General features: G+C 43.1%; 11 protein-coding genes, 1 pseudogene and 2 riboswitches. Of the genes and pseudogenes, 8 read left to right on the plus strand and 4 right to left on the minus strand.

Features of this window, described 5'->3' with window-relative positions; translation table 11 throughout:
- The first annotated feature begins 73 nt into the window (after positions 1-73).
- The 4 genes from htpX to ykzE all read left to right on the plus strand — a co-directional run bounded on the left by htpX (position 74) and on the right by ykzE (position 2,981).
- Positions 74-970 (plus strand): protease HtpX, encoded by an 897-nt coding sequence (gene htpX, locus GYO_RS29645; protein WP_014113567.1) that lies wholly within the window; start codon positions 74-76, stop codon positions 968-970.
- Between the two features lie 174 nt (positions 971-1,144).
- Positions 1,145-2,494 (plus strand): Ktr system potassium transporter KtrD, encoded by a 1,350-nt coding sequence (ktrD, locus tag GYO_RS29650; RefSeq protein WP_014113568.1) that lies wholly within the window; start codon positions 1,145-1,147, stop codon positions 2,492-2,494.
- A 158-nt stretch (positions 2,495-2,652) separates the two neighbouring features.
- Complete coding sequence (gene ykzP / locus GYO_RS29655) at positions 2,653-2,808, plus strand: protein YkzP (protein WP_003232510.1); 156 nt, start codon at positions 2,653-2,655, stop codon at positions 2,806-2,808.
- 2 nt (positions 2,809-2,810) lie between these two features.
- Positions 2,811-2,981, plus strand: coding sequence for a protein YkzE (gene ykzE, locus GYO_RS29660; protein WP_014113569.1), 171 nt, complete (start codon positions 2,811-2,813; stop codon positions 2,979-2,981).
- Positions 2,982-3,023: 42 nt separating this feature from the next.
- On the opposite strand, the gene GYO_RS29665 is transcribed toward ykzE, so the two are convergent.
- Positions 3,024-4,046: an acyltransferase family protein gene (locus GYO_RS29665; RefSeq protein WP_014113570.1), complete on the minus strand. Its 1,023-nt coding sequence runs from the start codon at positions 4,044-4,046 to the stop codon at positions 3,024-3,026.
- Between the two features lie 252 nt (positions 4,047-4,298).
- On the opposite strand from GYO_RS29665, the gene kinE reads away from it, so the two are divergent.
- From kinE to GYO_RS43700, 3 genes are all read left to right on the plus strand, one after another.
- Positions 4,299-6,515: a sporulation two-component system sensor histidine kinase KinE gene (kinE, locus tag GYO_RS29670; RefSeq protein ID WP_014113571.1), complete on the plus strand. Its 2,217-nt coding sequence runs from the start codon at positions 4,299-4,301 to the stop codon at positions 6,513-6,515.
- Positions 6,512-7,009 (plus strand): methylated-DNA--[protein]-cysteine S-methyltransferase, encoded by a 498-nt coding sequence (gene ogt, locus GYO_RS29675; protein WP_014113572.1) that lies wholly within the window; start codon positions 6,512-6,514, stop codon positions 7,007-7,009. Before kinE ends, ogt begins: the two co-directional genes overlap by 4 nt.
- 89 nt (positions 7,010-7,098) lie before the next feature.
- Complete coding sequence (locus GYO_RS43700) at positions 7,099-7,224, plus strand: hypothetical protein (RefSeq protein WP_003218585.1); 126 nt, start codon at positions 7,099-7,101, stop codon at positions 7,222-7,224.
- Positions 7,225-7,257: 33 nt separating this feature from the next.
- Here GYO_RS43700 and mtnA read toward each other — a convergent pair whose 3' ends face one another.
- The 3 genes and pseudogenes from mtnA to GYO_RS29695 form a co-directional block, all read right to left on the minus strand.
- A complete protein-coding gene (gene mtnA / locus GYO_RS29685) occupies positions 7,258-8,319 on the minus strand; it encodes an S-methyl-5-thioribose-1-phosphate isomerase (RefSeq protein WP_014113573.1) in 1,062 nt (353 codons plus the stop codon).
- A 7-nt stretch (positions 8,320-8,326) separates the two neighbouring features.
- Positions 8,327-9,520, minus strand: a complete 1,194-nt coding sequence (gene mtnK / locus GYO_RS29690; protein ID WP_014113574.1) for an S-methyl-5-thioribose kinase — start codon at positions 9,518-9,520, stop codon at positions 8,327-8,329.
- A gap of 109 nt (positions 9,521-9,629) precedes the next feature.
- A riboswitch (SAM riboswitch) is annotated at positions 9,630-9,784 on the minus strand.
- Positions 9,785-9,867: 83 nt separating this feature from the next.
- Positions 9,868-10,648 (minus strand): annotated as a pseudogene (locus GYO_RS29695) (carbon-nitrogen family hydrolase).
- Positions 10,649-10,742: 94 nt separating this feature from the next.
- Between GYO_RS29695 and mtnE the strand changes: the two are divergent.
- A complete protein-coding gene (gene mtnE, locus GYO_RS29700; RefSeq protein ID WP_014113576.1) occupies positions 10,743-11,936 on the plus strand; it encodes a methionine-glutamine aminotransferase in 1,194 nt (397 codons plus the stop codon).
- 41 nt (positions 11,937-11,977) lie between these two features.
- Positions 11,978-12,078: riboswitch (SAM riboswitch) on the plus strand.
- Positions 12,079-12,130 lie beyond the last annotated feature (52 nt).

Raw genomic sequence — 12,130 nt, forward strand, 5'->3', positions numbered from 1 at the left:
CTTGCATTTTCAAACGGATGATTTATAATTTAAGTATACGGGTTCTTTTGAACTTAAAATAACGGAGGTTGTCATGGCGAAAAGAATTTTTCTGTTTATTTTAACGAATATTTTAGTGCTTACAACAATCGGGATCGTTTTGTCTGTTTTAAGCTCGGTTACCGGAGTCGGGACGTACTTTACAGCTGATGGCGGTATCGACCCAATTGCGCTCCTTGTATTCAGTTTAGTCGTTGGTTTTGTCGGTTCCTTCATGTCTCTTGCGATGTCCAGATGGATGGCAAAGACGATGATGGGTGTCAGAGTGCTGAATCCGAAAAAACACACGCTCAGCTATGAGGAACAGCAATTGGTTGACCGTGTTCACCGATTAAGCCGCTCTGCCGGTTTAACGAAAATGCCGGAAGTCGGAATTTACCGTTCACCTGAAGTGAACGCGTTTGCGACTGGGCCGTCAAAACGCCGTTCTCTTGTGGCAGTGTCATCAGGGCTGCTGGAGCAAATGGATGATGCAGCAGTTGAAGGTGTGCTTGCCCACGAAGTCGCGCATATCACTAATGGTGATATGGTAACAATGACGCTTTTGCAAGGTATCGTCAATACCTTTGTCGTCTTTTTATCGCGTATCGCAGCATGGATTGCGAGCCGTTTCGTCAAGGAAGATCTTGCGCCGATCGTTCATTTTATTGCAATGATTGTCTTTCAGATTGTCTTTTCCATTCTCGGCAGCCTGGTTGTGTTTGCGTACTCACGCCATCGCGAATTTCATGCTGACAGGGGAGGAGCGGATCTTGCCGGCAAGGATAAGATGATTCATGCGCTTCGGACGCTTAAGAGCTACTCTTCCCGCATTATGGAAGACGATCAGACAGCTGTCCAAACATTAAAAATTAATGGCAAGAAGCGTTCTTCGCTTTTCTCAACTCACCCTGATTTAGATGAGCGAATCAGACGGTTAGAAGCTAAATAATACAAACACATTGTTCCTCTGAGAGAATCTCTCAGAGGTTTTTTATTTTATCCTTTGACTAAAATAATAAAAAAATAAGCAAGTTAAGAAAATGTTTCGTAAAAGCCTTTAAAAATGGGTCCAATATCTTTAGAATAATTACCGTACTTAAAAAGAGAGGCAGAAGGATTTTACATGAAATTAAAGTTTGGAAAATTGATACAGGCATTGTCGCCGGCCCAGCTGATTGCTGTATATTATTTTCTTGCGGTGACGGTTGCAGTTATTTTATTAAGTCTTCCTGTTGCCCATAAACAAGGAGCAGAGTGGTCTTTTATCGATGCCTTGTTTACAGCAGTCAGTGCCGTGAGCGTGACGGGTCTTTCTGTTGTGAATACTGCTGATACATTTAACACAATAGGAATTGTTATTCTTGCGTTTGTTCTGCAGTTTGGCGGAATTGGCATTATGACTTTAGGCACTTCTGTTTGGCTGCTAATGGGCAAAAGAATAGGTTTAAAAGAACGGAAATTAATGATGATCGATCAAAACCAATCACAATTTTCTGGGATCGTTAATCTCATGAAACAGATTCTCTTTCTCATATTATGGATTGAGTTTTTTGGCGGCATGATACTTGGGACATATTTTTTAACCTACTACGATTCCATTCAAGATGCTTACTTACATGGTTTTTTTGCGAGTGTCAGTGCAACCACAAATGCCGGTTTTGATATAACAGGAAGCTCTCTGGTTCCATTTCGGCATGATTATTTTGTGCAATTTATAACACTGTTATTGATTGTTTTCGGAGCCATTGGTTTTCCTGTTCTAGTGGAAGTGAAAGACTTTTTGTTTTCAAAAAACCGAAGATATCCGTTTAGCTTATTTACAAAAATTACAACCATTATGTTTGGCTTACTTGTTTTGTTTGGCTCTATAGGGATCTATGTGCTTGAAGCAAATCATTTGTTTGCAGGTAAATCGTGGCATGATATTTTATTCCTTTCTCTATTCCAATCAACCACAACAAGGAGTGGAGGGCTTGCTACGATTGATATAAGCCAGCTGACTGACCCCACTTTGCTTTTTATGAGTGCGCTGATGTTTATCGGAGCGTCGCCAAGTTCAGTAGGGGGAGGCATACGGACAACGACTTTCGCTCTGAACCTTCTTGCGCTGTTTCATTTTGCCCGCGGCAATAAGTCAGTCAAGGTATTCAAACGGGAGCTGCATCCTGCTGATCTCATGAAGTCGCTTGTTGTCACAATGATGGCGATTCTGCTCGTTTTTGGCTCGACACTCATTCTTACGATTACAGAAAAGCACTCCCTGCTGGAGCTTTTGTTTGAAGTGTGCTCGGCATTCGGCACAACCGGTCTGTCACTTGGAATTACTGCTGATTTAAGCAACGTTGGAAAATGTGTCATTATGATTGTCATGTTTATCGGGCGAATCGGTATCCTGACCTTCCTGTATCTGATCGGAAGAAAGGAAATTGAAGCGAATTATCATTATCCGAAGGAACGAGTGATTATCGGATAGAAAAAACACCGCATGTTTTGCGGTGTTTTTTGATTGCCAAAAAAAAGATGTGTGGCGCCGTTTCAGTTGGAGAACCTAACATCAACAGGTGCAGTTTTTAACGCTCCTGCATCTTTAAGTGAAATAAAATGTTTGAAAAACTGGCGAGGAGGATTCGTATGAAGCGAAAAGCTGAAGTGAATGAAGCCATTAAAAATAACAATACACCTACTGAGAGCATGGACCCAAATTCTTATAAGACACAGTATCATGACGACCCGAACTTTAGGGGTGCAAACCGCAATTCCAAACAGGGTCAGCAAGGAGGCATGTGATTTTGAAGAAAAACCGTCATAGCAGAGATATGCAAAATCATAAAAAGCCTATGAATAAGAAAGTGCTGGAGGAAGAATTCTCAAGTGAACTTGGGGATTACAATGCCGGCAAGATCATCGAAACGCTAGAAGTCACAAAGCCTAAAAAGAAAAAAGAGAAGAAACAAAAATAAAAAAAGACCTCTTAGGCGGCGTCCCGCTTAAGAGGTGCTTTTCTATTTTAAATAAGCATTTTTGCCCGTTCCTCTGACAAATTGCAATAAGTTGGTCATTCTCAGCTCAATGAAGGGCTGAGCAACTGTCTTAACAAAATTGCTGGAGAGTACTGATGTCAGGGCTGCTGTTAAAAGTAAGAGAATCACTAAGCTCTGATAGTCAGTAAGCGAATCCTCAAGCCCGGCCTGTCTCAGCGTTTTAATAATAAACCCATGAAGCAAATACACGTAAAATGTCCGGGTTCCCCATTTCGTAAAGAAGAACCGTTTTTGCGGAACGAGCGCTAAAAAGCTGAAGGTCGCCGCAAAGGCGAGTACATACCAGCCGATTCGGGAAAGTCCGCTTGCCAAGGTAACGTCTCCAAATGAAGAATACGGTTTTGAACCAAACAGAAAAGAATAGTCAAAGTCGATGCCCCAGCAGATGACGAATACGGCGGCAAGTACCCCGATCGCAATTTGTTTGCCTCGTTTTGATCTCAATAAATCAAAATGATGTTTATTTAAATAAAACCCGACAAGGAACATCGGTAAGAATACAAATGTCCGCGACAGGCTCAGCGTGCTGCTGACAAAGTCTAAATAGCCGATCAGCACGGCGATTCCGCAGCTGACAAACAGCGCCCACCGCTTTGAAAGCTTTGAAAAAGGATAAAGCAGCAGGTTCCAAAAAAATAAGCTTACGAGAAACCATAACGACCATTGCGGATCAATCGGATTCACATTTGCCATGCTTTCGTCTTGCATAATGTAGTAGAAGACAGAATAGATGATTTGGAAAATCAAATACGGAATAATCAGCTTGACCGCCAGCTTTTTCACATATCCAGCGCGTTTAAAGCCTTTTGCGAAATAACCGGATACGAGAATAAAGGCAGGCATGTGGAATGTGTAAATGAACTTGTAGAGGTAGAGCATAAAGTTGTTATCATTAATAAAGGAACGAAGAATATGACCGAATACAACAAGGAATATCAATAAGAATTTTGCATTATCGAAATAACTGTCCCGCGATTTACTCATAGCATCACCTTCTCTTTAATCAGTCACTAAGAGATTATTCCCTGCTGGTATATATTTTAAAATAAAAGATGAAAAAGGAATTGAAAAAATGGCTGATTGTTAGGACGATGTAAAGTGGCGGTAAGGATCGTAGAAAATGTCTTCGTTATGTAATCGCGCTGAAATTTTCTGAAATTTATAGGGCAAATGAAGGAAGTTCCCGCATTTTGTAGAAATATTGAGGGATAGGTTTTGAAGAAGGAGTGTACACGCATGGAAACTCTTAGTGTCCAGACAAATTCGGAGCTGCGGGAAGAACTGAAGCGTCTCAAAGAAGAAAATGTCCGGCTGAAAAAGGAATTGAATCAGCATCAAGTGATTGTTAACAATACGCTCGATGCTATTTTTATATGTGATAATGAAATGCGAATCGTTCAGGCGAATGAAGCAACAGAGAGGATGCTTCAAGTTGATTCGGAAGATTTGAAAAAGCGTTCCGTTTTGGATTTTTTGTTTTCAATCCCAAAGGATGAACTGAATCTTGCCGTAAAGAAGTTTTTTAAAAAAGGTTTCCTATGGAAGGAGGTCCCGATCAGGCTTGATGGCGGGGCGACAAAATACATAGAGTTTCTGGCCAAAAGAGGGATTGGCGAGGATTTCTTTTTTGTTGTCATGAGAGACATATCTTCAAAGAAAATTCTGGAGCGGGAATTCTCTATGAATGAACAGCTTTTTAAGGACTTGTTTGACAGAGCTGTTGACGGAATCGTCCTTTTTGATAAAGATGGCGGTTTTATTGATGCCAATTTGTCCTTCTGTAAAAGCTTTGAAATCAATCAAAATGAGCTGTCTCATTTATCGTTGTATGAGTTCATAGACAGCGGCTCACGAAAAGATTTTGATAATATCTGGAAGATACTCAACCGCAAGGGAAAAGCAAAGGGGGAGCTGCCCGTCAAGCTTCGTTCAGGAGTTCAAAAGCTATTTGAATTCACGATTACATCAAACATCATCAGCGGGTTTTATATGTCCATTATGAGGGATATCACAGAGAAGCGGTCTATGGAGCTTCAGCTCTTTAAAAGTGAGGAGCGCTTCAGAGAAATATTTGAAAATGCGATGGACGCTATTATTATCTGGTCGAATGACGGAAGAATCGTGAAGGCGAATCAGTCAGCCTGTAAAATCTTTGAGCTGCCGATGAATTTGCTGTTGAAACGAAGGCTGTGTGATTTTCTCGTTGACTCGCAGCAGAAATACAGCATAACGAAGAGGAAATACGCAAAATACGGAGAGATCAGAGAAGAGCTGCTGTTTCAAATGGGGAATGGCCAGTTCAAAGAACTTGAATTCACTTCAAAGCGGACAATATTAGAGAACCAGCACTTGACGATTTTAAGAAACGTCAGTGATAGAAAGCGGATGGAAAAGGAGCTTCGAGAAAGTGAGCTGAAATTCAGAAAAGTGTTCAACGGCTCAATGGACGGCAATGTATTGTTCGACAATCAATACAGGATCATCGACGCCAACCCGTTAGCAAGCCATATTTTAGGCCTGTCACATGAAGAGATTAAACAGCACAGCCTGTTAGATATTATTTCTTCGTATGAAATAGAAAATCTTGCATCACCGGCAAGGCAGATTAATTTTGATGAAATGGACAACGAAATTCCATTTTTGCTGAGCAGCAGTGACAACAGAAAACTGGAATTCTCATTTAAACGAAATATTATTCAAAATATGAACCTGGCTATCTTTAAAGACGTAACGGAGCGAAAAGAACTGGAGGAACGCCTGCGCAAGTCAGATACCCTTCATGTTGTCGGCGAACTCGCTGCCGGCATCGCTCATGAAATCAGAAATCCGATGACAGCTCTTAAAGGCTTCATTCAGCTCCTGAAAGGAAGTGTGGAGGGAGACTACGCCCTTTACTTCAACGTGATCACCTCAGAACTAAAGCGCATCGAATCCATCATCACCGAATTCTTGATTTTAGCCAAGCCCCAGGCCATTATGTATGAAGAAAAACATGTTACCCAAATTATGAGAGACACCATAGACCTTCTAAACGCGCAAGCTAATTTAAGCAACGTACAAATGCATCTTGATTTAATGGACGACATTCCCCCAATCTACTGTGAACCGAATCAGCTGAAACAGGTATTTATCAATATATTAAAAAATGCCATCGAAGTGATGCCTGACGGCGGAAATATTTTTGTGACGATAAGGACACTGGATCAAGATCATGTTCTCATCTCCTTAAAAGACGAGGGAATCGGAATGACAGAAGATAAATTAAAGCGCCTTGGTGAACCGTTTTATACGACAAAGGAACGGGGAACTGGACTTGGGCTTATGGTAAGCTATAAAATTATTGAAGAACATCAAGGCGAAATCATGGTAGAAAGTGAAGAAGGGAAGGGCACCGTTTTCCACCTCACGCTTCCCGTCAGACAGAATGCTGAAGAAAGAAGGATTGATGAATGAACTACTACACAACAGCGGAAACGCCGCTCGGGGAACTCATAATTGCCGAAGAGGATGGCCAAATCACCCATCTATTTCTCAGTCAGGAAGATTGGATGGATTGGAAAGAAACCGTTCAGAATACAGAGCACAAGGAAACACCTTATCTGGCAGAAGCGAAAAAACAGCTTCATGAATATTTCGCCGGCGAAAGAAAGACATTCTCACTGCCGCTGAGCCAAAAAGGCACTCCTTTTCAGCAAAAAGTGTGGGAGGCGCTGGCGATGATACCATACGGAGAATCCCGAAGCTATGCTGACATTGCCGCTGCGGTCGGCAGTCCGAAAGCGGTGCGAGCAGTCGGACAGGCTAATAAACGTAACGACTTGCCTATTTTTGTCCCGTGCCACAGAGTGATCGGCAAAAACAGCGCGTTAACGGGGTACGCCGGGAGCAAAACCGATATCAAAGCATTTTTGCTGAACATCGAGCAAATCTCCTATAAAGAAAAATAAAACATATGGCACGTTCCCTTTTTTCACGGCCGACATATCATTTTATTAAGTTAAAAAAGTTGGTCTGATGAAAAAGGAGGACAAAGCAATTGAAGCCGAGCCGCTCTGAGAAAATAGCCGTTTTTGCCAAACTGTTTGTGAAACTGCATATCTTATCAAGCGCTCAAAAAGATGAAATCATCAATATCAATAAAAACAAACAAAAAAACCGCTGACTCGGCCCGAAATGAGCAAAGTCCAGCGGTTTTTTAATGAACTTTTTCGCCTCTAAACAGCTGTTCAATTTCTTCTTCGTAGTTACCGGTCATAATCCCTTTTTCTGTGATGATTCCTGAAATGAGGTCATGAGGTGTAATGTCAAAAGCGGGATTAAAGACAGGCACATTGGATGGAGCGGTCCGGACTCCGGAAATCTGTCTTACTTCCTCAGGATCCCGTTCCTCTATCGGGATATCAGCGCCGCATTTCACTTTTGGATCAAATGTAGATAAAGGTGCGGCGACAAAAAACGGAATATCAAAGGCGTTTGCTAAAATCGCGAGACCGTATGTTCCGATTTTATTTGCCGTATCACCGTTCTTTGCAATTCGATCGGCTCCGACGATGACAGCGGAAATTTGTTTTTCCTTCATCGTATGGGCGGCCATGCTGTCTGTGATCAGAGTGACATCAATGCCTCCCTGCATCAGCTCCCACGCAGTCAGGCGTGAACCTTGAAGGACAGGCCTTGTTTCACAGGCATAAATATGCAGTCCCAAATCCTTTTGTTTGGCCAAGTAAAATGGAGCGAGCGCCGTTCCATAGCGGCTTGTCGCGATAGAGCCGGCATTGCAGATCGTCATAATCCGGTCGCCTTTTTTGAAAAGCTGCAAGGCGTTTTGGCCGATCATCCGGCACGTCTCCTCATCCTCGACCTGAATCTGAATCGCTTCATGGACAAGGTTTGTTTTTGCTTCATTTACGGAAATGGCGTTTTCGATTGAACGACTCAGTCTCTCAAGCGCCCAAGATAAATTAATGGCAGTAGGCCGTGAGCTGTTTAAATATTGTTTGATATCTTCCAGTCTGCGGCGGAATTCGGTGACATCATCTGTTTCAATGTCTTTTGCAGCAAGCGCAAGTCCGAAGGCAGCCGTAATGCCGATGGCCGGGGCGCCTCTTACTTTGAGCGTGACGATGGCGTCAAATACATCCTCTTTCGTCGTCAGCTCCAAATATTCTGTCACGTCAGGAAGCTTTTGCTGATTTAAAATGGTAATGGCTGTTTCCTTCCATTCAACAGAACGGGGAACAGCAAATGAATGGGTCATGAATGGATCATTCCTTTACAAGTAACTGAAATAATTCAATAACATCCGTTATCGTTTTGAATTCCGAGCGTTTTTCGATAAAGGCTGTGCCTGTTTCGAGCGCCAGCCGTTTTCTGCCGATTCGTTTATCAAACGGCACGATTGTATCCAGATCAGCCACATGGGCAAGGCCGATCGCGCGGCGGATCAGCTCGCAGCCCGCAAACCCGATCGCCTCTTCAAAAATATGACTGAGCGTATCAGTAAGGTACCCGTCGATTTTGGCGTAAACATCCAGACTGTCCTTTTCCCACGCTTCAGTGAATGTCTTTTGAAATGTTTCCCAGACCTGTTTGACATGGTGATATAACGGCTCTCTGTCACCCCCGTCACGGCCGAGTGCGTTCAAAAATAAGTTGGCAATAAATTGGCCTACATCAAAGCCGATCGGTCCGTAAAAAGCAAATTCAGGATCAATCACCTTTGTTTCATGTTCGCTGGCAAAAATGCTTCCTGTGTGCAGATCACCATGAATCAGCGTTTCTGCCGATGTTAAAAACGACTTTTTCAGCTTAGCGGCTTCGATTTTGACGTTGTCATTATTCCAAAGCTTCTCGACAAAAGGATGAAGCTCTTCTTCAAAATCATTTGTGTCATGGTCAAAGAAAGGGTCTGTAAAGACAAGTCTTTCCGTAATGTCGCACAGCTCCGGATTTGTAAACTGTTTAACAAGCTGTTTTTTTACCTTGGGTTCAAGCGCGTAATCTGATGAATAGAAAAGGGTCTTTCCTAAAAATTCACCGATGTGCTGTGACAGATGCGGATAATGTTCACCCTCAATGAGTCCTTTTCTTACGATTTTCAGGTGAGAGAGATCCTCCATGACGGTAACCGCCATTTCTGTATCAGAATAAAACACTCTTGGAACGAGATGAGGGACATGCTCGCCCTGTCGGATGAGAGCGCTGCTTTCGATTCTTGCGCGATCGATTGTCAGCGGCCAGCTTTCTCCGACGACTTTTGCATAAGGAACCGCCTGTTTAATGATCAAAGCTCTATCATGTTCTTGATCATAAATATGAAAAACGTAATTTAAGTTGCCGTCGCCGATCTCCTGGCATGTCAGCGTGCTTTTGCTTGGAAATAAGCCAAGCTTCACCGCCAACGCCACAGCGGAGCTTTCATTTAACGTTTCGTATAAAGGTGTTTTTGTGACTGCCATTGTCATAACCTCCAATTATGTAATCTCTTGATATGTTTGCAGCTGTATGGTATGGCCGTAAAAAAGCCTCCTTCTCAGAGAGAAGGAGGCTTAACATGTATGTCCGCCTCTCTTATCTCTCAGATCAGATCTGATGGAATTAGCACCGTGCCTTAGAGACGAGCGTCTCGGCGCGAAAAAGATGCGCCCCATTTCGCAATGGAATTACGGTCGGTTGCTGTTGGGGTCAAAAGGCCAAATCCCTCGCCCAACTCTCGATAAGAGAATATATTCACTTGTTAAACAATTCTAATTTATCAGTTGATGAACATAGTAACAGGTGTTTTATCAAGTTGTCAATATATTTTTTAATATAAATCTTTTCTGATATCATCGAAAACAGGAAATGCTCTCTCGTACCTTAACGCTTTCCTTAAGGTCGATTTCAGCTCGGACAATGCCTTCTTCCCGGCCGCCTTCAGCAAGTACACGCCCCCATGGATCAATAATCAGGCTATGCCCGGCAAATTCATTATCTGGATTTGAACCGGTACAATTGCAGGCAGCGACAAAGCATTGATTTTCAATGGCTCGGGCAATAAGCAGGCTTTTCCAATGATCAAGGCGGGGAAGAGGCCATTCCGCAGAAATAAACAGCACGTTGGCACCTTTTATCGTATGTTTTCTGATCCACTCCGGAAAACGGATATCGTAACAGATCAGTCCTGAGCTTTTGACGCCATCAAGCTCAAAGTATCCGTCTTCGGAACCGGCTGATAAATACACATGCTCATCCATCAGCTGAAAAAGATGGGCTTTTCGATACTCTTTAATGATTTGTCCTTCCTTATCCGCGATGTACATTGTATTATAAACATCAGAATCATTTCTGACTGCGACCGATCCGGCGACAATATGAACGCCATGTTTTTTTGCTGTTTTCTTCAGCCAGCTCTGAGCAGAATGCCCGTCTTCATCAGCGAGCTTATCAAGGTTGGCCAAGTCATATCCAGTTGTCCATAATTCAGGAAGAACAAGAACATCAGCATGTTTGCTTTCTTTTTCAATCAAAAATTCAGCCTTTTTTATATTTTCCGAAGGTTTACCGTATGAAATATCAAATTGAAGACAAGATATCGTCCATTTCATCTTTTTAACACCCCAAATTTTTCTTTACTTTTTTCATTTAACCATATATGATGATGGACTATCATTTCAAGATTTTTTTAGAAGGTGAGAATAGATGAAATTTGAACAGTCTCATGTATTGAAAGAATTGCCTAAACAATTCTTCGCTTCTCTGGTGCAGAAAGTGAACCGAAAGCTCGCAGAAGGACACGACGTCATCAATCTCGGACAGGGAAATCCGGATCAGCCGACTCCGGAACATATCGTCGAGGAAATGAAACGAGCCGTTGCGGATCCTGAAAATCATAAATACTCGTCTTTTCGCGGCTCATACAGTCTGAAATCAGCCGCAGCAGCATTTTATAAACGAGAATACGGTATCGATCTTGACGCGGAAACTGAAGTCGCTGTATTATTCGGCGGGAAAGCCGGTCTGGTCGAGCTCCCGCAATGCTTGTTGAATCCGGATGATACGATTTTAGTTCCGGATCCGGGCTATCCTGATTACTGGTCAGGTGTCACACTCGCGAAAGCGAATATGGAAATGATGCCGCTCGTAAAGGACAGGGCGTTTCTTCCTGATTACAGCAGCATCGCGGCTGAAGTAAGGGAACAGGCGAAATTGATGTATTTGAATTATCCGAATAATCCGACGGGAGCTGTTGCTACCTCCGAGTTTTTTGAAGAAACCGTGAGTTTTGCGAAAGAAAACGGGATCTGTGTCGTTCATGATTTTGCTTACGGCGCTGTAGGATTTGACGGCTGCAAGCCGTTAAGCTTTTTGCAGACTGAAGGTGCGAAGGATATCGGAATTGAAATTTATACGCTGTCAAAAACGTATAACATGGCAGGGTGGCGGGTCGGTTTTGCTGTCGGAAACGCTTCGGTCATTGAAGCGATCAATCTTTATCAAGACCATATGTTTGTCAGTCTTTTCAGAGCGACTCAGGAGGCTGCAGCGGCGGCACTGCTAGCTGATCAGACGTGTGTGGCGGAGCAAAATGCCCGATATGAGAGCAGGCGAAACGCTTGGATTGCGGCATGCCGGGAAATCGGCTGGGATGTGACAGCTCCGGCAGGTTCATTTTTTGCATGGCTGCCTGTGCCTGAAGGCTATACTTCCGAGCAGTTCTCAGACCTTTTGCTGGAAAAAGCGAATGTGGCGGTTGCGGCTGGAAACGGCTTCGGTGAATATGGCGAGGGCTACGTCAGAGTCGGACTGCTGACAAGTGAAGAAAGACTCAAAGAAGCCGCTTATCGAATTGGGAAACTGAACCTGTTTACCCAAAAAAGCATTGACAAGATCTGATAACGATGGGATAATTCAAAATAATTTATAAAATCTATATTTTCTTATCAAGAGCAGGCAGAGGGACGAGCCCGATGAAGCCCGGCAACCGACTTATAAAGCACGGTGCTAATTCTTGCAGCTGGCGGCTGAGAGATAAGATTCGGACGAGAAACGAAACCTCTTTAGACGCGATTGCTGTTTGAAGAGGTTTT

The sequence above is a fragment of the Bacillus spizizenii TU-B-10 genome, from assembly GCF_000227465.1.
Taxonomy (GTDB): Bacteria; Bacillota; Bacilli; order Bacillales; family Bacillaceae; genus Bacillus; species Bacillus spizizenii.

Bases quoted from the DNA above. Each gene is read 5' to 3' on its own strand.
- ykzP (WP_003232510.1), top strand. From the start codon at position 2,653: ATGAAGCGAAAAGCTGAAGTGAATGAAGCCATTAAAAATAACAATACA.
- mtnA (WP_014113573.1), bottom strand. From the start codon at position 8,319: ATGACCCATTCATTTGCTGTTCCCCGTTCTGTTGAATGGAAGGAAACA.
- mtnE (WP_014113576.1), top strand. From the start codon at position 10,743: ATGAAATTTGAACAGTCTCATGTATTGAAAGAATTGCCTAAACAATTC.
- GYO_RS29665 (WP_014113570.1), bottom strand. From the start codon at position 4,046: ATGAGTAAATCGCGGGACAGTTATTTCGATAATGCAAAATTCTTATTG.
- htpX (WP_014113567.1), top strand. From the start codon at position 74: ATGGCGAAAAGAATTTTTCTGTTTATTTTAACGAATATTTTAGTGCTT.
- kinE (WP_014113571.1), top strand. From the start codon at position 4,299: ATGGAAACTCTTAGTGTCCAGACAAATTCGGAGCTGCGGGAAGAACTG.
- mtnK (WP_014113574.1), bottom strand. From the start codon at position 9,520: ATGGCAGTCACAAAAACACCTTTATACGAAACGTTAAATGAAAGCTCC.
- ktrD (WP_014113568.1), top strand. From the start codon at position 1,145: ATGAAATTAAAGTTTGGAAAATTGATACAGGCATTGTCGCCGGCCCAG.
- ogt (WP_014113572.1), top strand. From the start codon at position 6,512: ATGAACTACTACACAACAGCGGAAACGCCGCTCGGGGAACTCATAATT.